This window comes from Isoptericola sp. MSGPD8_1_ISO-PGPR-S23-394 (assembly GCF_058072785.1).
Genome location: NZ_CM176517.1, coordinates 1,428,085 through 1,451,034, shown reverse-complemented (window position 1 = coordinate 1,451,034; position 22,950 = coordinate 1,428,085). Strand labels below are relative to the sequence as shown.

22 protein-coding genes are annotated in these 22,950 nt (G+C 74.1%); 8 read left to right on the top strand and 14 right to left on the bottom strand.

What is annotated here, in order from left to right:
• Nucleotides 1–65: 65 nt before the first annotated feature.
• The 4 genes from AC3RJ8_RS06440 to AC3RJ8_RS06425 form a co-directional block, all read right to left on the bottom strand.
• Complete coding sequence (locus AC3RJ8_RS06440) at nt 66–1,292, bottom strand: MFS transporter (RefSeq protein WP_489715083.1); 1,227 nt, start codon at nt 1,290–1,292, stop codon at nt 66–68.
• Nucleotides 1,293–1,381: 89 nt separating this feature from the next.
• The gene (locus tag AC3RJ8_RS06435; RefSeq protein WP_489715082.1) at nt 1,382–2,077 is read right to left on the bottom strand and encodes a metal-dependent transcriptional regulator; all 696 of its coding nucleotides are present in this window, start codon (nt 2,075–2,077) and stop codon (nt 1,382–1,384) included.
• Between the two features lie 29 nt (nt 2,078–2,106).
• Nucleotides 2,107–3,777, bottom strand: a complete 1,671-nt coding sequence (locus AC3RJ8_RS06430) for a metallophosphoesterase family protein (protein ID WP_489715081.1) — start codon at nt 3,775–3,777, stop codon at nt 2,107–2,109.
• Between the two features lie 61 nt (nt 3,778–3,838).
• On the bottom strand, nt 3,839–5,389 hold the full coding sequence (locus AC3RJ8_RS06425) for an MFS transporter (protein ID WP_489715080.1): 1,551 nt from the start codon (nt 5,387–5,389) through the stop codon (nt 3,839–3,841).
• Nucleotides 5,390–5,492: 103 nt separating this feature from the next.
• Here AC3RJ8_RS06425 and AC3RJ8_RS06420 point away from each other — a divergent pair, with 103 nt between their 5' ends.
• On the top strand, nt 5,493–6,023 hold the full coding sequence (locus tag AC3RJ8_RS06420) for a TetR/AcrR family transcriptional regulator (protein WP_489715079.1): 531 nt from the start codon (nt 5,493–5,495) through the stop codon (nt 6,021–6,023).
• Between the two features lie 33 nt (nt 6,024–6,056).
• On the opposite strand, the gene ku is transcribed toward AC3RJ8_RS06420, so the two are convergent.
• The 4 genes from ku to AC3RJ8_RS06400 form a co-directional block, all read right to left on the bottom strand.
• On the bottom strand, nt 6,057–6,848 hold the full coding sequence (gene ku, locus AC3RJ8_RS06415) for a non-homologous end joining protein Ku (protein ID WP_489715078.1): 792 nt from the start codon (nt 6,846–6,848) through the stop codon (nt 6,057–6,059).
• A 47-nt stretch (nt 6,849–6,895) separates the two neighbouring features.
• Nucleotides 6,896–7,117, bottom strand: coding sequence for an SCO4848 family membrane protein (locus AC3RJ8_RS06410; protein WP_489715077.1), 222 nt, complete (start codon nt 7,115–7,117; stop codon nt 6,896–6,898).
• 69 nt (nt 7,118–7,186) lie between these two features.
• Complete coding sequence (locus AC3RJ8_RS06405; protein ID WP_489715076.1) at nt 7,187–7,876, bottom strand: response regulator; 690 nt, start codon at nt 7,874–7,876, stop codon at nt 7,187–7,189.
• A complete protein-coding gene (locus AC3RJ8_RS06400; RefSeq protein WP_489715075.1) occupies nt 7,873–9,012 on the bottom strand; it encodes a sensor histidine kinase in 1,140 nt (379 codons plus the stop codon). Before AC3RJ8_RS06400 ends, AC3RJ8_RS06405 begins: the two co-directional genes overlap by 4 nt.
• 112 nt (nt 9,013–9,124) lie before the next feature.
• Here AC3RJ8_RS06400 and AC3RJ8_RS06395 point away from each other — a divergent pair, with 112 nt between their 5' ends.
• Genes AC3RJ8_RS06395 through AC3RJ8_RS06385 form a run of 3 tightly spaced genes read left to right on the top strand, consistent with a single transcriptional unit; the run spans nt 9,125 to nt 13,278 of the window.
• Nucleotides 9,125–9,859: an ABC transporter ATP-binding protein gene (locus AC3RJ8_RS06395; RefSeq protein WP_489715074.1), complete on the top strand. Its 735-nt coding sequence runs from the start codon at nt 9,125–9,127 to the stop codon at nt 9,857–9,859.
• A complete protein-coding gene (locus tag AC3RJ8_RS06390; RefSeq protein ID WP_489715073.1) occupies nt 9,856–10,644 on the top strand; it encodes an ABC transporter permease in 789 nt (262 codons plus the stop codon). Before AC3RJ8_RS06395 ends, AC3RJ8_RS06390 begins: the two co-directional genes overlap by 4 nt.
• 42 nt (nt 10,645–10,686) lie before the next feature.
• Nucleotides 10,687–13,278 carry an ATP-dependent DNA ligase gene (locus tag AC3RJ8_RS06385; RefSeq protein ID WP_489715072.1) on the top strand — a complete coding sequence of 864 codons (2,592 nt, stop codon included), beginning with the start codon at nt 10,687–10,689 and terminating at the stop codon, nt 13,276–13,278.
• Nucleotide 13,279: 1 nt separating this feature from the next.
• Here AC3RJ8_RS06385 and AC3RJ8_RS06380 read toward each other — a convergent pair whose 3' ends face one another.
• Together AC3RJ8_RS06380 and AC3RJ8_RS06375 are read right to left on the bottom strand one after the other, a co-directional pair.
• A complete protein-coding gene (locus tag AC3RJ8_RS06380; protein WP_489715071.1) occupies nt 13,280–13,984 on the bottom strand; it encodes a class F sortase in 705 nt (234 codons plus the stop codon).
• Nucleotides 13,984–14,772, bottom strand: a complete 789-nt coding sequence (locus AC3RJ8_RS06375; protein ID WP_489715070.1) for a hypothetical protein — start codon at nt 14,770–14,772, stop codon at nt 13,984–13,986. The genes AC3RJ8_RS06380 and AC3RJ8_RS06375 overlap by 1 nt, the downstream gene beginning before the upstream one ends.
• A 151-nt stretch (nt 14,773–14,923) precedes the next feature.
• On the opposite strand from AC3RJ8_RS06375, the gene AC3RJ8_RS06370 reads away from it, so the two are divergent.
• A complete protein-coding gene (locus AC3RJ8_RS06370; RefSeq protein WP_489715069.1) occupies nt 14,924–15,847 on the top strand; it encodes an NADP-dependent oxidoreductase in 924 nt (307 codons plus the stop codon).
• A gap of 14 nt (nt 15,848–15,861) precedes the next feature.
• Here AC3RJ8_RS06370 and AC3RJ8_RS06365 read toward each other — a convergent pair whose 3' ends face one another.
• Complete coding sequence (locus tag AC3RJ8_RS06365) at nt 15,862–16,692, bottom strand: siderophore-interacting protein (RefSeq protein WP_489715068.1); 831 nt, start codon at nt 16,690–16,692, stop codon at nt 15,862–15,864.
• Nucleotides 16,693–16,773: 81 nt separating this feature from the next.
• Here AC3RJ8_RS06365 and AC3RJ8_RS06360 point away from each other — a divergent pair, with 81 nt between their 5' ends.
• A complete protein-coding gene (locus AC3RJ8_RS06360; RefSeq protein WP_489715067.1) occupies nt 16,774–17,583 on the top strand; it encodes a DUF2599 domain-containing protein in 810 nt (269 codons plus the stop codon).
• 7 nt (nt 17,584–17,590) lie between these two features.
• Here AC3RJ8_RS06360 and AC3RJ8_RS06355 read toward each other — a convergent pair whose 3' ends face one another.
• The gene (locus tag AC3RJ8_RS06355) at nt 17,591–18,628 is read right to left on the bottom strand and encodes a DUF2804 domain-containing protein (protein ID WP_489715066.1); all 1,038 of its coding nucleotides are present in this window, start codon (nt 18,626–18,628) and stop codon (nt 17,591–17,593) included.
• 67 nt (nt 18,629–18,695) lie between these two features.
• Nucleotides 18,696–20,048, bottom strand: a complete 1,353-nt coding sequence (locus tag AC3RJ8_RS06350) for an MFS transporter (protein ID WP_489715065.1) — start codon at nt 20,046–20,048, stop codon at nt 18,696–18,698.
• 89 nt (nt 20,049–20,137) lie between these two features.
• Here AC3RJ8_RS06350 and AC3RJ8_RS06345 point away from each other — a divergent pair, with 89 nt between their 5' ends.
• Nucleotides 20,138–21,373 (top strand): GNAT family N-acetyltransferase, encoded by a 1,236-nt coding sequence (locus AC3RJ8_RS06345; RefSeq protein ID WP_489715064.1) that lies wholly within the window; start codon nt 20,138–20,140, stop codon nt 21,371–21,373.
• 7 nt (nt 21,374–21,380) lie between these two features.
• On the opposite strand, the gene AC3RJ8_RS06340 is transcribed toward AC3RJ8_RS06345, so the two are convergent.
• Nucleotides 21,381–22,073 (bottom strand): hypothetical protein, encoded by a 693-nt coding sequence (locus AC3RJ8_RS06340; RefSeq protein WP_489715063.1) that lies wholly within the window; start codon nt 22,071–22,073, stop codon nt 21,381–21,383.
• A gap of 185 nt (nt 22,074–22,258) precedes the next feature.
• On the opposite strand from AC3RJ8_RS06340, the gene AC3RJ8_RS06335 reads away from it, so the two are divergent.
• Nucleotides 22,259–22,927, top strand: coding sequence for a pyridoxine/pyridoxamine 5'-phosphate oxidase (locus tag AC3RJ8_RS06335; RefSeq protein WP_489715062.1), 669 nt, complete (start codon nt 22,259–22,261; stop codon nt 22,925–22,927).
• Nucleotides 22,928–22,950: the final 23 nt, after the last annotated feature.

The window sequence follows — 22,950 nt, the reverse complement described above, 5'->3', positions numbered from 1 at the left end:
TACCGCACCGTCCTGGGACGGTGCTGGGAGGACGGTGCTGGGAGGACGGTGCTGGGAGGACGGGGTCAGGAGGTCGGGCCCGACCCAGGAGCCCGCACCGCCCGGTGAGACCAGCGTGCCCGCACCGACACCAGCACGATGGCGAGGCCGACGAACGTCAGCGCCAGGCCGGTCCAGGCGGGAGCCACGTACCCGTAGCCCGCGGCGATGACGAGCCCGCCGAAGAACGCGCCGCCGGCGTTGGCCAGGTTGAGGGCCGAGTGGCACAGGGCGGCACCGAGCGACTCCGCCCGTGGCGAGAGATCCATGAGCCGTGTCTGCATGGCCAGCCCCAGCACCTGGGAGGTGACGCCCAGCAGGAAGAGCCCGGCCACGGCACCGACGGTCGACGTCGCGGTCAGCGCGAACAGGACGAGGGCCGCGGCGGTGGTCAGGAACCCGCCGATCACGGTGCCCAGCACCGAACGGTCCGCGAGCCGTCCGCCCACGAGCGTGCCGACCGTCATCCCGACGCCCATCGCCGCCAGCACCCAGGGCACGGCGCCCTCGCTCATCCCGGTCACCTGCGTGACGGTCGGCGCGACGTAAGTGTAGACGGCGAACAGCCCGCCGAACCCGATCGCGCCGGCGACGAACGCCACCCACATCGGTCCGTTCGCCAGCGCGCCGAGCTCCTGGCGCACGCTGGACTCGACGGGGCCGCGCTCCGGCACGAACCGCCACAGCCCCAGCAGCGCGGCGCCGCCGAGCACGCCGATGAGCACGAACGCGACGCGCCACCCGAACGCCTGGCCGACGGCGGTGGACAGCGGCACACCGACCACGTTGGCGACGGTGAGCCCCGTCATCATCACGGCCACCGCGTGCCCACGGCGACCCGGCCCGGCGACGGAGGCCCCGACCGCGGCGCCGACACCGAAGAAGGCCCCGTGCGGCAGGCCCGCGAGGAACCGGCCGGCCACCAACCACTCGATGCTCGGAGCGGCCGCCGAGACCACGTTGGCCACGGTGTAGAAGCCCATCAGCCACAGCAGCAGCCGACGCCGGGACATGCGTGCGGCGGCGACGGTCAGCAGGGGGGCGCCCACGACGACGCCGACGGCGTAGGCCGTCACGGCGCGCCCGGCCACCGGGTCGCTCACCCCCAGGTCGGCGCCGAACTGCGGGAGCATGCCCATGGTCGCGAACTCGGTGGTGCCGATCGTGAAGCCGCCGAGCGCGAGCGCGAAGAGGGCCCACGAGGCGGGGCTGAGGCGCGGGCGCGCCGCGGGGCGGGAGGGAGCCAGGGTCACGGAGGTCCTCGAGTTCTCGGAAAGGTGCTCGAAACGATTCGACGGCGCGACGCAGAGACTGCGAGCACACCGTCGGGAAGGGCCCCAGCCTACGCGCGGACCACCCGCACGCGCGAGGCCGCCAGGTGCCCCAGGTCCACGGACACCGGCCCGTCGGCCGCGCTCCAGGCCACCGTCAGGGTCCCGGCGTAGTCGCGGCGCCGCACCACGGTGATCTCGAGGTCCAGGTCGAGGCCCAGCCCGGCCAGGTACCGCAGCGCGTCCGGGTCGGCGTCGGAGATCCTGGCGACCACGCCGACCTCTCCCTCGGCGAGATCGGCCAGCAGGATGGCGTCCGGTCGCACGACCTGGCCGTCCGCCGTCGGGATCGGGTCACCGTGCGGGTCGCGGCGGGGGTGCCCCAGCCGGGCGTCGATCCGCTCGACGAGACGGTCGGAGACCGCGTGCTCGAGCACCTCCGCCTCGTCATGGACCTCGTCCCAGGTGTAGCCGAGCTCGCGCACCAGCCAGGTCTCGATCAACCGGTGCCGACGGACCATCGTCAACGCGTGCCGGCGCCCGAGGTCGGTCAACCACACCCCGCTGTACGGCTCGTGCCCGAGCAGTCCCTGGGCCGTCAGCCGGCGCACGGTCTCCGAGACGGTGGAGGGGCCGACGCCGAGCCGGTCGGCGAGCAGACCGGTGGTGACCTTGTCGTCGCTCCACTCCTGCGCGGACCACACGGCCTTGAGGTAGTCCTGCGCCACGGGCGTGAGGTCGGCCGGCTGCGTCTCGGTGTCGGTCACACGGAAGAGCCTACGCGCGGCGGCGTCGCTCAGGGCGCGATCGGGACGTCGACCGAGGGCTCGTCCGAGGGCGAGGCCGACTCCGCGGGGTCCTCGGGCGACGAGGGCGAGTCCAGCGGGGCCGGGTCCGCCAGCTCGCCCACCGGCGGCACGATCTCAGGCACGGGCTCGCGGTCGTAGACGGTCGCCTCGCCGTCCGGCGTCACCTCGATCACCTGGCTGTCGAGCCACTCGCGGGTGGTGGTGTCGAAGCGCAGCAGCGTCATCTCGGCCGTGCCCCGCAGCGGTCCCACAGTCGGCTGCCCCGAGGCGGCACCCGCGGTGCTCGCCGAGACGTAGCGCAGACCGCGCCCCACCTGCAGCGGTCCCGACCGCCGGTGGGTGTGCCCGGAGACCTGGAACGGGACGCATCCCGACTCCAGCGCCGGAACCCCCACGACCGGGGTGTGGATCAGCAGCAGGTCAGGTTCCTCCTCGCAGGCGGTCTCGGCCAGGCCGGCGGCCTGCTCGGCCGGCGTCTGCTCGCGCGCCGGGTAGGTGCCCTCGCCGATGCGGGTCTCGAGAGCGTCCCGGTCCCCCAGGATCCGCACCCCGGCGACCTCCACGACCTGACCGTCGAGGATGGTCTGGCCGTGCGCGGCCTCCTGCTGGGAGGTGAGCGTCGAGTCGTGGTTGCCGTCGGCGACCACCATCGGGACGTCGCCGACCGCCGAGGCGAAGGCGTCCACGCAGACCTTCTCCACGGCGGTGCCGTTCATCGTCGTGTCGCCGGCGTTGAGCACCACGTCCGGCTCGGAGCGCTCGACCACCTCCTCGATCACCGTCGACATGCCGGTGTTGCAGTGCAGGTCGGAGACGACCAGCAGGGACACGATCGCGTCGCCGTCGGCGCCCGTGGCGGGATCGGCAGGCTCCTCGCCCAGGTTCGTGCGCACGGCGTGCCGGATCTCCCAGGAGCTCCACGCCGTGCCGAGGTCGGAGCGGGCTGCCTCGTAGAAGGCCTCGTTCTCGTCGTACAGCTCGACGAGCTGACCACCGTAGGTGTCGATCACCCCGGCGAGCCGCCCGGTGATGCGCGCGCCCTCCAGCGACGTCCCCGCGAACACCTGCGAGGCCGGGCGCCCGGAGCGCGGAGTGTCGACGTCCGCCGAGACGAAGGCCCCGCCGATGAAGGCGACGACGACGACACCGGCCGTGAGCTGCCACGTCCGCGGCGCGAGCACCGCCGTCAGCTCCTGCCTGCGCCGCGCGCCCAGCAGCGCACGCACGCCCCACCCGACCAGCACGACGGCGACGAGAGCAAGACCCGCCCGTCGTGCGGCGTCCCCGAGCAGCGCCACGGTCACCGCGTCGATCGTCACCTGCGGGCTGTCGTAGAACTGCAGGTAGCCGTTCAGGTCGCCGACGAGCCGGTCGAGCGTCGACGAGGCGCCGACGGCCGACAGGTCGGCCGGGATCTCCTTGACGGTGACGTCCACACCGAGGCCGAGCGGGAGGGGCGAGTCGATCTCGAGGGTGCCGAGCGGCCCGAGGTCGACGACGACGAGCCCGTCGGTGTCCACGGCGTACTCGGCCTCGTGCGGCCCGAGGCTCAGCGTGGCGGACGCCGTCGTGATGCCGAGACCGACGCAGGCGGTGACGACCGCGACGACGGCGAGCGCCCAGCGCAGCCAGCGGGGCGGGGTGCGGTGTTCGGTCATGGTGGCACCATCCTGACATCGCACCGCCCGGGTCCGGCACAGACCTCCCCCGGGCGGCGCGTCAGGACGTCACACGGCGCAGCGTCGTCCGCGCGACCACGGCGGCGACCAGGACCGCGACGAGGCCGATGACCGACGTGGTGACCACGCCGCTGCCGAACGCCGCGTGGGCGGAGTCGAGCAGCATGGTCGCCTGCTCCGGCGGGAGCCCGGCCGCGACGTTCGTCGCCCCGGCGAGCGCCTCGGCCGCCCGGGCGGCGTCCGTCGCGGCGACGCCGTCGGGCACCACGACCGTGGCCTGGTACGACGCGGTGAGGATGCCGCCCAGCACGGCCGTGCCCAGCACGGCACCGACCTCGTACGCGGTCTCGGAGATCGCCGAGGCGGCGCCGGCCTTGGCCGGCGGGACCGTGGAGACGATGAGGTCGTTCGAGATCGTCTCCGCCATCCCGACCCCGAGGGAGAGCAGCACGAACGCCGCGGCGATCCAGCCGGCCTCGCCGCGACCGGCCACCAGGGCGGTGACGAGGTAGCCGGTCGCGGACACGCACAGGCCCGTGGCGACGACGGACGCCGGGCGGACGCGACGCACGACACGGACCACGGACAGGCCGGCGACGACCATGGTGACGGTCCCGGGCAGGAGCACGAGACCCGCCTGGACCGGCGACAGCCCGATGACGAGCTGCAGGTCCTGGGAGACGAAGAACAGGAACCCGACGAGTGAGAACACCGAGAGCAGGTTCACCAGCACGCTGCCGGTGAACGCCCCGTGCCGGAAGAGCCGGACGTCGAGCATGGGGTCCGGGCGGCGCAGCTGGCGGCGGACGAAAACCGCCCCGACACCGAGACCGAGCAGCATCTCGGCGACCCCGGAGACCTCGCCCTTGGCGAGCGTCTTGATGCCCAGGACGACGGCCGTCATCGCCACCATCACGAGCACGATGGAGACGGGGTCGATGCGGCCGGGCGCCGGGTCGCGCGACTCCGGGACGTAGATCGGCGCGAGCACGAGCATCAGCACCAGGACTGGCACGGCGAGCAGGAAGACCGAGCCCCACCAGAAGTGCTCGAGCAGGACGCCCCCGACGATCGGGCCCACGGCCGAGCCGGCGGCGAAGCCCGAGGCGAAGATCGCGATGGCCAGCCGGCGCTCGGTGCGGTCGGTGAAGACGTTGCGCAGCAGCGACAGCGCCGACGGCATGAGCATGGCGCCGAAGAAGCCGAGCGCCGCCCGCGCGGCGACGAGGGTCTCCGCCGTCGGGGCGAACGCGGCGACGGCGGAGACCGCGGCGAAGCCGACGGCACCAGTCAGCAGCAGCCGACGGCGGCCCACCCGGTCGGCGATCGAACCCATCGGGACGAGCAGACCGGCGAGCACCAGGGAGTAGGAGTCGACGATCCAGAGCAGCTGGGTGCCGCCCGGCTCCAGAGCGGCCGAGATCTGGGGCAGCGCGAAGCTGAGCACGGTGTTGTCGATGGACACCAGGAGCACCGGCAGCATGAGGACGGCGAGGGCGACCCACCGCCGCGCCGCAGCGGTCGGGGACGCGGCGCCGGAGGCGGAGGAGTTCGTCGTCGAGGGTGCCGGTGCCGTGGGGATCTGAGCCATGGCGGATGCCTCTCACAGCACACGACGGTCAGGGCGACGCGTCGCGTCGGACTTCTGCACCGTCTAGTCGGTACAGTAACGCGTCCGCCGGTAGGGTGCAACCATGCCTCCCCCACCGGCAGCCCGCGCCAAGGTGCTGCACGCGTTCACCGACCTCCTCGTGACCTCCGGTGAGCGGTCCGCCACGCTCGACGCCGTCGCCGAGCACGCGGGCGTCTCCAAGGGCGGGCTGCTCTACCACTTCGGTTCCAAGGACGCCCTCGTCGACGGCCTGGTCGAGCACCTCACCGGGCTGATCTCCGCCGACGTCTCCGCGATGCGGTCCGCACCCGAGGGCCCCGTGCACTACCTGCTGCGCACCTCGTCCGCCGTGGGCAGCGAGTTCGACCGCGCCTACCTCGCGGTGGCGGAGCTCGCCCGCGGCGCCTACCCGCGCGCTCGCGGCGCGCTCGACGCGGCCGAGCAGGCGTGGACCGACGCCGTCGCCGAGCAGGTCCACGACCCGGCGGTCGCCCGCGCCGTCGTGCTGCTCAGCGACGGCATCTACCACCGCGCCTCCCTCGGCGCCGAGCCCCCGCCGCTCGAGGAGCTGCTGACGCTCGTCGACCGCCTGCGACAGTCCGCCAGCGCCTGACCCGCCGGGACGCCGTCGTCCCCGCGACGACGGTCAGCCGGTCTTGCGCTGGGCGGCGACGGACCGCTTGAGGGCCTCCATGAGGTCGACGACCTCGGCGCCCTCCCCCTCCTCCTGCTCGCCGAAGGTCTCCGCGGGGTCCAGCGTGTCGCCCTTCTCGATCTTGGCGTCGATGAGCTGGCGCAGCTGGACCTGGTACTCGTCCGTGTAGTCCTCGGGCGTGAAGTCGGACTCGTAGCTCGCCACGAGCTGGGCGGACATCGCCAGCTCCTTGTCGGTGACGGAGGTCGAGGCGTCCAGGGACGGGAACTCGGCCTCCCGGATCTCGTCCGCCCACAGCAGCGTCTGCAGCGTGAGCACCTCCTCACGCACGCGCAGCGCCGCGAGCCGGGTGCGCTGGCGCAGGGCGAACTTCACGATCGCCGTCCGGTCCGACTCCTCGAGTGTGCGCCGCAGCAGCACGTAGGCCTTGGGGCTCTTCGAGTCCGGCTCGAGGTAGTAGGTCCGGTCCAGCAGGATCGGGTCCACCTGGTCGCTCGGCACGAACTCCACGACCTCGATCTCGCGGTGGGTCTCCGCCGGGAGCGCGGCGAAGTCCTGCTTCGTCAGCACGACCACCTGCTCGCCGTCGTCGTAGGCCTTGTCGATGTGCTCGTAGGGCACCGTCTCGCCGTCGAGCTCGCACACGCGCCGGTAGCGGATCCGGCCGCCGTCGGCGTCGTGCACCTGGTGCAGCGAGACGTCGTGGTCGGACGTCGCGCTGTACAGCTTCACCGGGACGTTCACCAGACCGAACGTCACGGCACCCTTCCAGATGGCCCTCATCACCCCAGTCTCACGCGGGTCGCGCGAGCGCGCAGGACGATCGATCGTCAGCCCAGCAGGCCGAGCACGCCCACGACACCGACCAGCACGGCGAGGACGACAGAGACCCCGACGAGCACGGCATGGACGGTGTAGAACCGCGTCGGCAGGCCGGCGGCGTCACGGGCGCGCGGGTCCTTGGTCACGCGTCGCCAGAACTGGGGCCACACGACGAGGTTCCAGACGGCGGCGAGGACGAGGACGAGCGACCACACGAGAGGAATCTGCACGTCACCAGTGTCCCACCGGCCGCACCAGTGTCCCACCGGCCGCGACCAGGCCGTCCGCGGACCCCCGCGTCAGGAGAGCAGGCCGTGGTGCAGCGCGCGCAGCACCGCCTTGGTGCGGTCGGTGGTGTCCAGCTTGAGCAGCACGGCGGACACGTGGTTCTTCACGGTGCCCGGCGCCAGGTGCAGCACCTCGGCGATCTCCCGGTTGGTGCAGCCCTCCGCCATGAGCCGCAGCACCTCGGTCTCCCGCTCGGTGAGCGGCTGGACGTACGCGTCGTCGATCCCCGCGTCGACGATCGGGGACGAGCGCACGGCGCGCAGCAGCCGGGCCGTCACCGACGGCTGCACGTGGGTGCCGCCGTCGGCCAGGGTGCGCACCGCTTCCGCGAGCTGCGCGACCGTCACGTCCTTGAGCAGGTAGCCCTGTGCTCCCGCGCGCAGCGCGCCGAGCACGAGCTCGTCGTCGTCGAACGTCGTCAGCACCAGCACCGGCACGTCCAGCCGACGACGGCGCAGCTCACGCAGCGCCCACAAGCCGTCCGTGCCCGGCATGCGCAGGTCGAGCAGCACCACGTCCGGGCGGTGCTCCACCACCGCCTCCACGCCCGCCGCGCCGTCGTCCGCCTCGGCCACCACGTCGAGACCCCCGGCGATCTCCAGCAGGCTCCGGATGCCGTGGCGCACGAGCGTCTGGTCGTCGACGAGCACCAGGCGCAGGCCCCCGGGTGCCGCCCGCGCCCGCGCCCGCGCCCGCGTCACGAACGCACCCGCAGCGGCATCGCCGCCTCGATCCGGAAGCCCCGCGAACCGTCGAAGCGCACGGCCCCGCCCAGCACCTCGACGCGCTCGACGATGCCGCGCAACCCGTTGCCCGGCGTCACCGTGCCGGTGGCGTACCCGTCGTCGTGCGCGACGAGCCTCAGCCGCTCGTCGTCCGCCGTGACCTCGATCGTCAGCACCGACGCCCCCGCGGCGTGCCGCACGGTGTTCGTCGCGACCTCCTGCACCACCCTCACCAGCGCGGCCGTCTGCTCCTCGTCGGCGGCGACGTCGTCCGCCACCGCCACCACGACCCTCGGGTGCGGGACAGCTGCCGCGACAGCGCCGAGCGCCTCGCGCAGGTCGGGCGCCCGACGGCGGAGCTCCCCGACGGTCGTGCGCACGTCGCCCAGCAGCTCCCGTGCCATGGTCCGCGCCCGCCCGACGTGCTCGGTCTGCTCCGGCCCGGTGCGGTGGGTGGCCGACTCGAGCTCCAGCGTCAGCACCGTGAGCTGGTGGCCCAGCAGGTCGTGCAGCTCGCGCGCGATCCGCAGGCGTTCCGACGCCCGGCTCACCTCGTCGCGCAGCACCGTCGCCGCCGCGAGCTCGGTGTGCGCCACCGAGAGCTCGACCCGCATGCGCTGCTCACGCTGCAGGGCGGCACTGACGAACGCGGCGGAGACCTGGAGGAGCAGGTACAGGCCCGCCCCGAAGGCGACCTCGGCCACCGGCAGCTCCGCGCCGCGGCGCTCGGCACCGAGCACCGAGCTGACCACCAGGATCACGGTGTTGGCCGCGATCACCGCCGTCGTCACCCGCCACGACACCAGGTACGTGCTCAGCGCGGCGCCGAACACGAGCAGGATCGGCAACCAGCCCGCCCCCGGCAGCCCGATGATCAGCACACCCGCGAGCACCGTCTGGCCGGCGACACCTGCCACCGTCCCCAGGGCGTGCGGCTTCTGCACCATCACCCAGAGGGTCAGTGCCACGAAGGCGACCGCCGCGACCCACCACACCCACGGCGCCACCAGGTAGGACGACCGCTCGACGATGAACGGCACGATCACCACGACGCCCACGCACACGCCGAGCACCGCCAGCCCTGCCACCGCGTCCGCCCCTGGTCGTCGCACCGTCCCACGCTACGGCAGGTCAGCGCCGCTCCGCGGGTGCCAGAGGTCACGGTCGATGGTCGTGACCGCCGGCACGCGCGGCCGGCTGCCCGACGTCCCTAGCGTCGTGGTCATGACAGCGATCCGAGCGACGCACCTGCACAAGGAGTACCGGCGGCGCGGCCGCAGCACCGTGGCGGTCGACGACGTGAGCCTCCGCGTCGAGGTCGGTGAGATCGTCGGGCTGCTCGGCCGCAACGGCGCCGGCAAGTCCACCGTGGTGAACCTCGTCAGCGGCCTGCGCGCTGCGGACACGGGCACGGTGAGCGTGCTGGGCCACGACCCGCGCGCCGACCGCTCGAAGGTCCGCGGCGTCCTGGGCGTCCAGCTCCAGGAACCACAGCTCCACGACGCCCTGACCGTCGGCGAGCTGGTCGGGCTGCACCGGTCCTTCTACCCGACGGGCCGCGACCCCGGAGAGCTCGTCGAGGAGATGGGGCTGGGCGACCAGCGCGGGACGCGGTTCGGCAACCTCTCCGGAGGACAGCGGCAGCGCACCTCGATCGCCGTGGCGCTGGTCGGCAACCCGCGGGTGGTGATCCTCGACGAGCTCACCACCGGTCTCGACCCGGAGGCCCGGCGCGGCATGCTCGACCTGGTGCGCGGACTGCGCGAGGACGGCACCACGGTGCTCCTGGTGAGCCACCACATGGACGAGGTGGAGAAGCTGTGCGACCGCGCGATCGTGCTTGACGCCGGCCGCGTCGTCGCCGACAACACCCCCGCCGGACTCGTCACGGACGCCGACCTGCCGACGGGCGCCGGGCTCGAAGAGGCCTACCTGACCCTGACGGGAGCCGCACGATGACCGACACCCTGGTCCCCCGCCTGCCCGAGGTCCGTCCCGGCGTCCGCGCGTGGCTCGCCATGATGGTCGCCGAAGCGAAGATGGTCGCCCGCGACACGGCCGGTCTGATCGTCCCGATCGGCATGCCCGTCCTCATCCTCGTGATGAACGGCGCCCAGAGCGGCGCCGGGACGGTGATCCCCGGCACGGGCGGACGCACCGCCTTCGACCTCTACCTGCTGCCCCTCACCCTGGCGTTCGTCGTCGCCATGGTCGGGGTCGTGAACATGCCGAGCTTCCTGGCCACCTACCGCCGCACCGGAGTGCTGCGCCGGCTCGGCGTGACCCCGGCGTCCCCGGTGATGGTGCTGGTCGCGCAGGCCGCCGTCGGGATCGCGCAGATCCTGGTCGGGCTGGCGCTCACCCTGGGGGTGGCGTTCGTGGCCTACGGTGCCCACGCACCGGCGGCCCCCTGGACCACGACCGGTGTGCTGGCGCTGGCGATCGCGGCGATGTACGCCGTCGGCATGCTCGTGGCCGCGGTCTCCCCCACGCCACAGTCCTCGGTGGCCATCGGACTGGTCGCCTTTCTCGGTATGGCCGCCGTCGGCGGACTGTTCGGGGGCCGGCAGAACCTGCCCGAACCGCTCGCCGAGATCGGTGGGGCGCTGCCCTTCGGCGCCACCGTCGATGCGCTCGGTGCCGCCTGGGCCGGCGCCCCCGTACCGGCCTCCGCCGTCGTCGGCCTGGTGGTGGCGACGCTCGTCGGCACGCTGCTCTCGTCTCTCTGGTTCCGCTGGGAGTGAGCCCCTCGTGCACCACCGTGCTGCCCGCGCGACCATGGGCGCATGGCAGGCGACGCGCTCCGGAGCAGCGCCCAGACCGTGTCCGTCGAGGGCCACCGACTCCAGCTGACCAACCTCGGCAAGGTGCTCTACCCGGCGACGGGCACCACCAAGGGCGAGGTGCTGCACTACCTCTCCCTGGTGGCGCCCGCGCTCGTGGCGCACGCCGCGCACCGGCCCGCCACGCGCAAGCGGTGGCCGAACGGTGTGGACGGACAGATGTTCTTCCAGAAGAACCTCGACGCCTCCACGCCCGAGTGGGTGCCGCGGCGCACCATCCGGCACACGTCCTCGACCAACGACTACGTGCTGGTGAACGACTTGGCCACGCTGACCTGGCTGGGCCAGACCGCCACGCTCGAGATCCACACCCCGCAGTGGCAGTTCGGTCGCACGGGCACGCCGCTGGCACCGGACCGCCTGGTCCTCGACCTCGACCCCGGGCCGGGTGCAGGCCTCGCCGAGTGCGCCGAGGTCGCCCGGCTGGCCCGCGACATCCTCGTCGGCATGAACCTCGAGCCGCTGCCCGTGACCAGCGGGTCCCAGGGGATCCACCTGTACGCCGCGCTCACTGCGGCGCACGGCGAGCTGACGTCCGACGACGTCTCCGCCGTCGCCAAGGAGCTCGCCCGGCATCTGGAGTCGGCCCGTCCCGACCTGGTGGTCAGCGACATGAGGAAGTCGCTGCGCGCGGGCAAGGTGCTCGTCGACTGGTCGCAGAACAACGGGTCGAAGACGACGATCGCGCCGTACTCGCTGCGCGGGCGCGAGCACCCCACGGTCGCGGCGCCGCGGACGTGGGAGGAGCTGGACGACCCCGACCTGCGCCAGCTGAGCCACACGGAGGTCCTCGAGCGGCTCGACCGCGACGGCGACCTGCTGGCCCCGCTCCTCACCGGTCATCTCTCCCGGCTCGAGCCGACACCGCAGCGGCTCGCGTCGTTCCAGCGGCTCGAGACGTACCGGTCCAAGCGCGACCCGGGCAGGACCCCGGAACCGTTCGGGCCGGGAGCCGACGAGGCGTCGGGGACCGCGGGCGTGACCGGGGCCACCGGTCCGTCGTTCGTCGTCCAGGAGCACCACGCCCGTCGCCTGCACTGGGACTTCCGCCTGGAGCACGAGGGGGTGCTGGTGAGCTGGGCGCTGCCCAAGGGTGAACCGACCGACCCGTCCCGCAACCATCTCGCGGTGCAGACCGAGGACCACCCGCTGGAGTACGGGCGGTTCGAGGGCACGATCCCGGCCGGCGAGTACGGAGCCGGGGAGGTGACGATCTGGGACGCCGGGACCTACGAGCTGGAGAAGTGGCGCGAGGGCAAGGAGGTCATCGTCACGCTGCACAGCGAGCGCCGGGGGTCGCGCCGGCTCGCCCTCATCCAGACCGGTGGCCGCGACGGCAGCGCGAGCTCCTGGTTGATCCACCGCACCAAGGAGCAGCCCGACGGCGCCGTGCTCACACCGTCGACCGGTACGCCGTCGACCGGCGACGCCGGGACGGGGCCCGACGCCCCGGCGCCGGCCGCCGGCCCGCCACCGCGCCCGATGCTCGCGAGCACGGCCTCACCCGCGGAGCTCGCCCGCATGGAGGCCGACGAGTGGGTGTTCGAGGCCAAGTGGGACGGATTCCGGGCGATCGTCGAGGTCGGGCCCGCCGACGTGCTCGAGGAACCTGACGGCGTTGCGGGCGACCGCACAGGCGGCGGCACGGGCGGCGGCCGCCCGCCGACGAACCGCGTGCGCCTCACCTCACGGTCGGGCCGGGACCTGACACCCACGTTCCCGGAGCTCCAGGAGCTGGCGGAGATGGTCGCCGACGACGAGGTGCCGCTCGTGCTCGACGGTGAGGTGGTCGCGCTCGACGCGCAGGGTCGGCCCAGCTTCCGGCGGCTGCAGAGCCGGGCCAACATGGCCACGCCGCGGGAAGTCGAGCGAGCGCGCCGTCGCGTGAGCGTCGACCTGGTCCTCTTCGACGTGCTGCGGGTGGCCGGCATCGACGTCACCGACCACCCCTACGACGAACGGCGGGCGATGCTTGCCCGCGTGCTCACCCCGCGGCGACCCGTGCACGTGCCGGAACCGTTGCCCGGCGGCGCGGCGGACGCGTTGGCCGAGTCACGCCGTCTCGGGCTGGAGGGGATCGTGGCGAAGCGACGGCGGGCCGGGTACGCGCCCGGACGCCGCTCGCGCGACTGGTTGCGCGCCAAGCACGTCGAGATGCAGGAGGCGGTCGTCGTCGGGTGGCGACCGCTGCGCAGCGGGACGCCGACCGAGGACCCGCGGTCGGTCGGCGGCCTGCTCCTCGCGGTGCCCGACGGCGAGGGCCTGCGCTTCGTGGGACGGGTCGGCTCCGGCTTCGGGGACGCGGAGCGGCGGTCGCTGCGCGAGGTGCTGGGTTCGCGAGAACGTCCCACCGCGCCTGTGGCGGAGGTGCCGGCCGTCGACGCCGCGGGGGCGCGCTGGGTGGAGCCGTCCGAGGTGGTCGAGGTCGTGCACGCCGGGTGGACCGGGGGCTCGCCCGGCGCGGGGAGCCTGCGGCACCCTGTCTGGCGGGGTCGGCGCCCGGACAAGGGGCCGCAGGACGTCCGCGTCGGGTGACTCACACCGAGTGGGCGTACACGACGGTGTTGTCCTCGTAGTGGCCCGCCGCCGGGTCCCAGGCTCCGCCGCACGTGATGACACGCAGCTCGGGACCCTCGGTGTTGGCGTACACGCGCCGGGTCGGGAACTCGTCCTTGTCGTACGCCTCGACGCGGTCGACCTCGAAGGTGACCGTGGTGCCGTCCTCCCTGTCGACGTGCACCTTCTGCCCCGGTTCCAGCGTGGACAGGTGGTAGAAGACCGACTCGCCGTTCGGGCTGTCGACGTGTCCCTCGATGACCGCCGGCCCCCGGTCGCCGGGCCGCGGTGACCCGTCGAACCAGGCGGCGCGGTCGATGTCCTCGCCCGCCGGGACCTCGATCGTGCCGTCGTCGTTCAGGCCCAGGTGCAGCAGCCGCGAGTCGACGTCGATCGCCGGGATCCGCACCCGCTCGGGCGGAGCGCTGCGCTCCTCGGGGGTCGGCTCGTCGGACGGCGCGACGGGCTCGGCGGCACGGCTCGGGGAGGTGCTCGGGCCGGGCAGCGCCTCGGGCGGCGCGGAGCGGGACGGGGCCGGGGGCGCCGACGGCTCAGCTGCCGTCGTCCCCTCCACCGGTGCCGGCACGGGTGCCGGCTCCTGCGTACCCAGCCCGACGGCGACCGCCGTCCCACCGCCGAGCAGCAGCCCGGCGGCGAGGACGACGGTCGCGCGTCGGCCGACCATCAGGAGTCCTGGCTCACGGTCCGACGGCGGGCGACCAGACCGGCGGTCAGGCCGGCACCCGCGAGGAGCGCCACGCCGCCACCGGCGATCAGCCCGAGGTTCTCGGTCCCGGCGGTGCCGCCGGTGCCGGTCGCCACGCCACCGGCCGGCATCTCGTCCATCTGCGAGGCGGCGAGGATGCCGCACAGCGCCGGGTCGGTGGCCTCGGCCGGCAGCGACGGGTCGAGGTCCGACTCGGTGTCGCCGTCGTATGCACCGCTGCCGTCGTGGTCGACGCCGTGCACGACGAGGGCGACGTCACCGGCGAGGATGTCGTCCGCGAGGTCCTGGGAGACCTCGATCTCACCGCGCTGGTAGTCGATCTCGCCGCCCTCGGCGGTGTCGAACCGGTCGACGGCGAGCGCCGAGTCGCCCGACGTGTCGCCCTCGGTGGTCAGGGAGACCTGGACCGAGCCGTAGGACGGGACGCCCTCGGACGTGGTGATCGTGCCCGAGTCGTCGGCGTCGTCGCTCTCGACGGGGCACTGGTTCGTGGCGTCCTCGCCGTAGTGCAGGTGGGCGGCGTGCGGGCTGCCGGCGAGCAGGCCGGAGGCCGCGAACTCCACGGTGAGGGTCGTGCCCTCGACCCAGACCATCGCCTCGCCGCTGCCGTCCACACCGTTGAGCGGGACGGGCGTGAGGTCACCCTGGGCGGTACCGTCCGCGGCCGAGGCCGGGCCGGTGACGGCGAGCAGTCCGGCGAGCGAGAGGGCCGGCGCGACGAGCGCGGCGCGGGTGCGTGCCTTCATGATCGTTCCCTTCGTTCCAGGCCACGACGTTCGCGACCTGTCGGGGGTTCGGAGGCCTGCCGCCCCCGGATGGGTCCGGATCGAGATCGGCGACGACGGCAGGCGGGCGGGGGCTCGGAATGGCCGGGCCGGGTCGCCGGTTGCCCCTGGCATGCGAGCAATCACCTACAGCCGGTACGGCGACGCCGACGTCCTCGAGCTCACCGAGCAGCCCGACCCCCACCCCGGGGCGGACGCCGTGGTGGTCCGTGTCCGCGCCGCCTCCGTCAACCCGGTCGACTGGAAGGTCCGCCAGGGCTACCTGGAGGGGCTGCTGGACGCCCACTTCCCCGTCGTCCCGGGCTGGGACGTCGCGGGCGTCGTGGAGCAGGTGGGACTCGACACGCCGGAGCTCCAGGTGGGCGACGAGGTCTACGGGTACGTGCGCACCGACGTCGTGCACGGCGGCACGTTCGCCGAGCTGGTGGCCGCGCCCGTCCGCACGCTGGCGCGCAAGCCGCGCTCCCTGACGTTCGAGGAGGCGGCGGCCGTCCCCCTGGCGGGCCTCACCGCGCTGCAGACGATCCGGCGTTCCGGCGTCCGGGACGGACACACCGTGCTGGTCCACGCCGCGGCGGGCGGCGTGGGCGCCTTCGCGGTGCAGATCGCCCGCTCGCTCGGAGCCCGGGTGATCGGCACCGCGAGCGAGCCGAACCACGCGTTCCTGCGATCCCTCGGCGCGGACCCGGTGACCTACGGCGACGGCCTCGCCGGCCGGGTGCGCGAGCTGGCGCCCGACGGCGTCGACGTCGCGCTGGACTACGTGGGCGGCGACGCCGTGGCGACCTCCGCCGCGGTGCTGGCCGACGGCGGGACGATCACCTCGATCACCGACCCGGCAGCGCGTGACGAGCACGGCGGGCAGTATGTGTGGGTGCGTCCGTCGACCAGCGACCTGGACGACCTCGCCGCGATGTTCGACGCCGGGACGCTGCGCGTCGAGGTCGCCGAGACCTACGAGCTCGCGGACGCCGCCGCGGCGCACCGCGCCAGCGAGGGCGGGCACGTGCGCGGCAAGATCGTCGTGCGGGTCTGACCGACGGTCCAGGGTCAGCTCTGGGCTGCCCGGCCGTGCTTCCAGTACCCGACGAAGTCGACGTGGGCCTTGGGGACGCCCCGGTCGTTGACCAGGTGCCGGCGCACACCGGTGGCGAGCCCGGACTCCCCGGCCGCGAAGGCGTAGACGGCACCGGCCGGGAACCGTGCGTCCCGGACGACGGCGAGCGCGGCCTGCCCCGGGACCGCAGCAGGGTCCGCTCGGTCCCGTTCCACCCAGAGCAGCTCGACGCCGTCCGGGACGCGGAAGTCCTGCCGGTCGTCCGCCGTCGGCACCTCCACGACCGCGAGGCCACGGGCGTCGTCGGCCAGCGACTCACAGACCCCCGCGACGGCGGGCAGCCCCGACTCGTCCGCCACGAGCAGCGTCCAGTCGTGCTCGTGGCGAGGGTTGTAGCCGATGCCCTGGTCGAGGATGCCGACGACGTCACCGGGCAGGGCCGTCTCGGCGAAGGTGGTGCCCGGGCCGTGCGGCTCGTCCGGCTCACCGCCGTGCACGACGAAGTCGACGTCGATCTCGTGCAGGTCGGGGCGGGCGGCCCGGATCGTGTAGCTGCGCACCCACGGGCGCCGGGAGCGCGGGGTGGCGAGGTACTGCGCGTACCAGCCGAGGCCCGAGGTCCGGGTCGGCAGCCGCATGGCGTCCTGGCCGGGGCGCGGGAGGAAGAGCCGGAACCACTGGTCGTGGCCCCCGAGGGTGAGCTGCGCGAGCCCCTCGCCGCCGAGCGTGACACGGGTCAGGTTCGGCGACAGGCGCTTGGTGGACACCACCTCGGCGACCAGGACGTGCGGCTCGACCGGTCTGCGACCCCTGTAGGCACTCATAGGGTGAGGTTAGGCGAACCTCACCGAAATTCCCAGGGGCTGCTCACCGTCCGGACGGGCACGGTGGCGCAGACTGGTCACGTGCCCAGCCGTCGCCCGTCCCGGGACACCCGTCAGCCGCCGGTCGCCCTTCTGCTCGCACTGGTCGGCGCGCTCGCCGCCTGCACCCCCGACGACGGCGGGACCGGCGCACCTGCGCCCCCGCCCGCGTCGCCCCCGCCCGCGTCGACCTCGCCCGCGTCGACCTCGCCCGCACCGGCCCCGGCGCCCGAGCCCTCGGTGACACCCGTCAGCGAGGTGGTCCGGTCGGGCGAGGTGGGCCTCGTCGTCACCACCGTGCGGCCGGCCGAGGTGACCGCCGGCGACGACGCCACCGCGCTCACCGTGGACGTCGGGCCCCGGTCGCCGGTGTCCCTGGCCGTGGACTCCGGGTCGCTCGTCGTCAACGGCGACGGGACGGTCACCGTCCACGACGACGACGGCACGCCGGTCGCGGCCCTGACGGCACCGTCCGGTGGCGCCCGCCTCGCCGCGGCGGACGGCGGAAGCGTGCGGCTCGATGCCGACGACCCGGCCACGTCGACCATGGTCCTGGGGAGCCGCGCGGTCGAGGCCGCCTCCTGGGGCGACCGTGAGGGCGGCCGGTCGCTCGCCGTCGCCCCGTCCGGCTGGGCGCGCACCGCCGGCGGCGCGGGCGAGGAGCTCGTGTTGGCCGAGCTGGTGGCGGCGGACCCCGCCGTCGACTCCGCGACGATGCGCGACCAGCTCACCTGCCACGTCCTGGGCGCCCCGGACAAGGAGACGTGGAACCTCGAGCCCTGGCGTCCCGACGTCGGCCTGGTGGCCGTGCTCGCCGCACGCTGCAACCCGACCGACGACGAGGCCGGGTGACGCGCCGTCACCACCGTTGGCGGACGTCCTCCGCCCAGCCCTCGATCCGGTGCACGTCCAGCCGTTCCCCGGCGTCGGTCGTGACCCAGCCCGACCAGCTGCCGAAGCACTGGTCCGTCGCCGACGCGACGACCCCGAGGTTCGTGCGGCTCACACGGTCGAAGAAGGGGGCGAACGACAGGTCCATCCGCTCCCCCCGCACCCGCCAGGGACGCAGGTAGGCGTGCCGGTCGAACGACCACTCCAGCTCGTCGTGGACCTTGTCCAGCCGGCCGTCGACGAACAGCGCGTTCTCCGTGGTCGGGCCGTGGCGGGTCCACGCCCCCCCGAGCTGCAGGCCGAGCCGGCGGTCGCGCCCCGAGGCGTCCCGCACCGCGCCGTTCCCCACGCCCCACTGCCAGGCGACCGAGTACGGCCAGCGGCCACGGCCGTGGTCCAGCACGGCCCACGCCGGCGTGCCGATCTCGTGCAGGACGCCGTCGACGCGCAACGTCCCGCGCACCGGGCGACCGACGTCCTTGAGCGTGTACTGGAAGCGTCGTGGGGACCAGGGGACGACGACGCCCAGCACCTCGTGGCCGTCCGGCCGGTCCACGACGACGTCCAGCTCGACGTCCGCGGTCCGCGCCCGCAGCCGGGTCCCCGGGGTACCGGACGGTCCGCCGGCGTCCTCGTCGGCGTCGTCGACCGCGATCTCGACCCGGCGGGTGCGCGCGCGGACCCGCCCCTCGCCCAGGGTGGCGGGCAGCTCGACGGTGCCGGACAGGGGCGCGACGACCACCTCGTCCGTCTCGATGCCGGTGGACCGCTCGAGCACGTACACCTGGTGCAGGGCGGCGTAGTCGAGGGCGGCGGTGGTCACCCCGACGACGTGCGTCGGGGTGATGATCCCCCAGTACTCCCACCGCTTGTCCCGCCCGCGCCGTCCACGGCCGATGCCCGAGGTGTCGTGCAGCGCGGCGCGGGTCCACCCCACCGCGGCGGGGTCCAGCGACCCGTCCGGCCGGCAGAGCCGGACACCCGCGATGATCTCGTCCTCGGTCATCGCTCGACCGTAACCGTCGACGGCACACGGCTGCTCCACGGAAGGGCCGGTCAGCGCGCCGGCCGGGTCATTTCACCCGCGCCGACCGCTCCGTGCGGTCGTCGCGGATGCCCACCATGCTGACCAGGCCACCGGCCACCAGGAGCGCCGCGGTCACCACGAGCGCCCGGTGGAAGGAGTCCACGTCGAGCACACCGCCGACGATGACACCGGCGAAGGCGATCACGACCAGTCCCGCGACCCGGGAGACGGCGTTGTTCACGGCGGAGGCGATCCCGGCGTCGGACGGCGGCACGGCCCCGAGGATCGCCGCGGTCAACGGCGCGACGGTGATCGCGAGACCAAGACCGAACACCAGGATCCCGGGCAGCACCTGGGTGAGGTAGTCGGCGTCGGCGTCCATGGTGAGCATGAGCAGGAACCCGCACCCGGCGACCACCGGCCCCACGGTCATGAACCACCGCGCGCCGTAACGGCCCGCGAGCGCCCCGAAGCGCGTCGAGAGCGCGAGCATCGCGAACGTCGTCGGGAGCTGGGCCACGCCCGCCGCGGTCGCCGAGTACCCGGCGACCTGCTGCAGGAACAGGGACAGCACGAACCCGCCGAACGCCAGCGCTCCGTAGACGGCCGCCGTGGCGAGGTTGCCCCAGGCGAAGTTCCGCACCGCGAAGAGGCGCAGCGGCAGCATCGGGTCCGGCGTCCGGCGCTCGACGAGGACGAACGCCACGAGCAGCACGACGCCGACGCCGACCGCGAGCCAGATCTCCTCGATGAGCCCCAGCACGGCGCAGGCCAGGCCCAGGGCGGCGAGCGCGGCCCCCGGCAGGTCGAGGCGCCGCCCCACCGTACGGCCCGACGGCGGTACCCGGCGCAGCAGCACGAGGGTCAGGGCGACCACGGGCAGGTTGATCCAGAAGACCCACCGCCACGAGACCAGGTCGACGAGCCCTCCCCCGACGAACGGGCCGACGATCATCGCCGTCCCGGTCCAGGCGGTCCACCGACCGATCGCGCGGGCCTGCGCCGGGCCGTCGAACGACGAGATGATGATCGCCAGGGAGCTCGGGACGAGCAGCGCACCGGCCACGCCCTGCGCCAGCCGCGCGGCGACGAGCACGGGGCCGGTCGGAGCGAGCGCGCACAGGGCCGACGACACCGCGAAGCCGACCAGTCCGACGAACAGCACGCGACGCCGTCCCAGCACGTCGGACAACGACCCGGCCAGGAGGATGAAGGACCCCAGAGTGACGAGGTAGCCGTCCACCACCCACTGCTGGAGCGTGAGTCCCGCCTCGCCCGGTCCGCCGAGCTCGTCGGCGATCGCCGGCAACGCCACGTTGACCACGGTGCCGTCGAGGAACGACACGAACGAGGCGAGGATCGCGACGAGCAGCACCCGTCGCTGGAGGGGCGAGTCCACGCCCGTCACGCTACGACCGCGCGGTGTCCACGGCCATCCGTGGCGTGACGCCCGCGACACTCCGGCCCGCGGGTCGCTAGCGTGATGGCGTGACCTTCGACATCCGACGCTCCACCTTCGCCGACGTCCGTGCGGCACGACGGCTCGGCGACGAGGCCTTCGGCGTCCCCACGGCCCGTGCCCCCGACCCCGACCCGGACTCCTGGCCGTCGCCGAACGTACGCCCCTGGTCGGCCTGGGACGGGGCGGAGCTCGTCGCCGTGCTCGGCGTGCGGCACTTCACCTCGTGGTTCCACGGTGCCGCGGTCCCGACGGCCGGGTTCGCCGGGGTGACCGTCGCCGCGGAACGGCGTGGCGAGGGCGTGATCCGGCCGCTGTTCGACGCCGCGCTCACCGAGGCACGCGAGCAGGGCGAGGTGGTCTCGACCCTCTACCCGAGCGCGGCCGGGATCTACCGCGGGCTCGGGTACGAGGTGATCGGCTCGTACGACGAGGTCAGGCTGCCGATGTCGGCGCTCGCCGCGGTGCGACCGCCGACGAGCGGGGTGCGCACCCGGCGCGCCACCCCCGCCGACCTCAAGGAGGTCCGGGCCGTGTACGCCACGTGGGCAGCCGGGCAGAACGGTCCGCTCACCCGGGCGGAGAAGCCCTTCACCGCCGAGTCCGACGAGCTGTTCGGTCCCGACTCGCCCTACACCGGGGTCAGCCTCGCCGTCGGCCCCGACGGGGGCGTGCAGGGCTTCGTGAGCTGGACCCGGGGCTCGGCGCACGACGGGACGGGCAGCCTCGAGGTCGACGACCTGGTCGCCCTCACCCCGGACGCCGCGCGGGCCCTGTGGCGCGTGGTGGGGTCGTTCACGACGGTGGCCGGCGCGGTGCAGCTCTCGACGTCGGGCGGCTGGACGGGGGCGGACCCGAGCCGGCTGGTGCTGCCCGACCACACGGCGACCACCACGAGCCGCCCGTACATGCTGCGGCTGCTGGACGTCGCCGGTGCGCTGGGCTCCGCGCACCTGCCGCCGCTGGAGGCCCGCGTGCCGTTCGCCGTCGTCGACCCGCGGACCCCCGACCTCGAGGGCGCGTGGACGCTGGTCGCCGACGGCGACGGCGTGGCGCACCTCCACGCGGACACGGGGCGTGCGCCGACGGCGGGGTCGCCCGACCGGCCGACCTTCACCTCGGCCGGGCTCGCCGTCAGCTACGCCGGCGCCGCCTCGACCGCGAGCCTGCGCCTGGCGGGCCACCTGTCCGGGCCGTCGGGCCACGACCGGGTGTGGGACGCCCTGTGGTGCGGCGGAGACGTGCACGTGCGCGACTACTTCTGAGGCACGTTCAGCAGGAGGCCGCGACGTCGGTGCGGTAGGCGAGCGCCCAGCACAGGGTGCCGACGTCCTGTCGCACACCGTCCACGGCGGCACGGAGCCCGTCGAGCTCCTGGCGCAGGGCGTCGAGGTCGGCGACGGTGGGGGCGTCCTGGCCGCCGTCCAGGTCGGCACGGACGCTCGCGAGGTCGCTGCGGACCGTGCCGAGGCCGTCCTGCAGGTTCGTCTCGAGGCTGTCGATCACGTTCGAGACCTCGAGCAGCCGCGTCTGCAGGTCCGCCGTCCCGGCGGCGCCGTCGGCGGGCAACCCGGTCCATGCCTCGACGTTCTCGACGCGCCCCGCGAGCGCGTCGACCGTCTCGAGGTCCGGGCCCTCCTCGATCGTGGCGCGCAGCTGCGCCGACTCCGTCCGCACGGCTTCCGCCTGGGCGACGGCGGACTCGACCTCGCCGGCGAGCTTGCGGTTGGCCGACCAGAGCACGGCGACGCCGACCGAGGCGACCAGCGCGAGGATCAGTGCGGCGGCGAGCAACGCCGTCTGGACGCGACGCGCGTCGAGACGGTCCATCAGGTCGCGCGCTCTCGTCGGTGGTGGTTCCGGGGGGAACAGCGACGCGACCGACGCCAACTCGCCGGTGCCGGGCCTGCGGGCGATCCGGCCGCCCTCGGTGCGGACCGGCGCGGCGCCGGGCTCGTCCCTCATCTCGGTCCTCCTGTCGCCCGGGCGGTCGGTGACATCCTTCCGCCCACTGGCGCGGGCCACAACCGGTCGCACGGACTGCCGGCACACCGTGAGGCAGGTGCGGCAGGTGCGGCAGGCGAGGTGGGTATGGTCGTCGCGATGCTCGCGGACCGCGAGCCTCGACGAGCCGCCGCACCGGAGGACCCGTGACCACGTTCCGAGAGCGTCTGCGCGCCCTGCCCGTGCTCCCCGAGGGGCTGCCCGCCTGGGAGGTCGAGAACCTCGACGACCTGCCCCCGACGCCGCACCGGCTGTTCGAGCAGTGGTTCGACGAGACCGTCGCCGCCGGAGCGACGGCCCCGCAGGCGATGACCCTGTCGACGTCGGACGGCCACGGCGCGGTGCACGCACGCACGGTGATCCTTAAGGACCTCACCACCGAGGGCTGGTGGTTCGCCGGGCACGCCACGAGCCCCAAGGGAGCGGACCTGACGGCCGATCCGCGGGCGGCCCTGACCTTCCTGTGGCGGGAGACCGGGCGACAGGTGCGCCTGAGCGGCCCGGTGACCGCGAACCCCGACGCCGGCGCCGAGGACTTCCGCGCCCGCCCCGACGCCTCGCGCGCGGCCGGGCTCGTCGGCCGTCAGAGCCAGGTGCTGCGCGACCTGGAGGAGCAGCGCGCCGCGTGGGCCGAGGCGCTGGACCGGGTCCGCGCCGCACCCGACCTGGTCGCCCCGACCTGGACCGCGTGGCACCTCGCCCCCGTCGAGGTCGAGTTCTGGCAGTCCGGCACCGGGACGGGCCAGACGCGCGTGCGCTACCGCACCGGCGACCCGCACCGACCGACCTGGACCAAGGAGCTGCTGTGGCCCTGAGCCGCTGACCTGGCCACACGTCG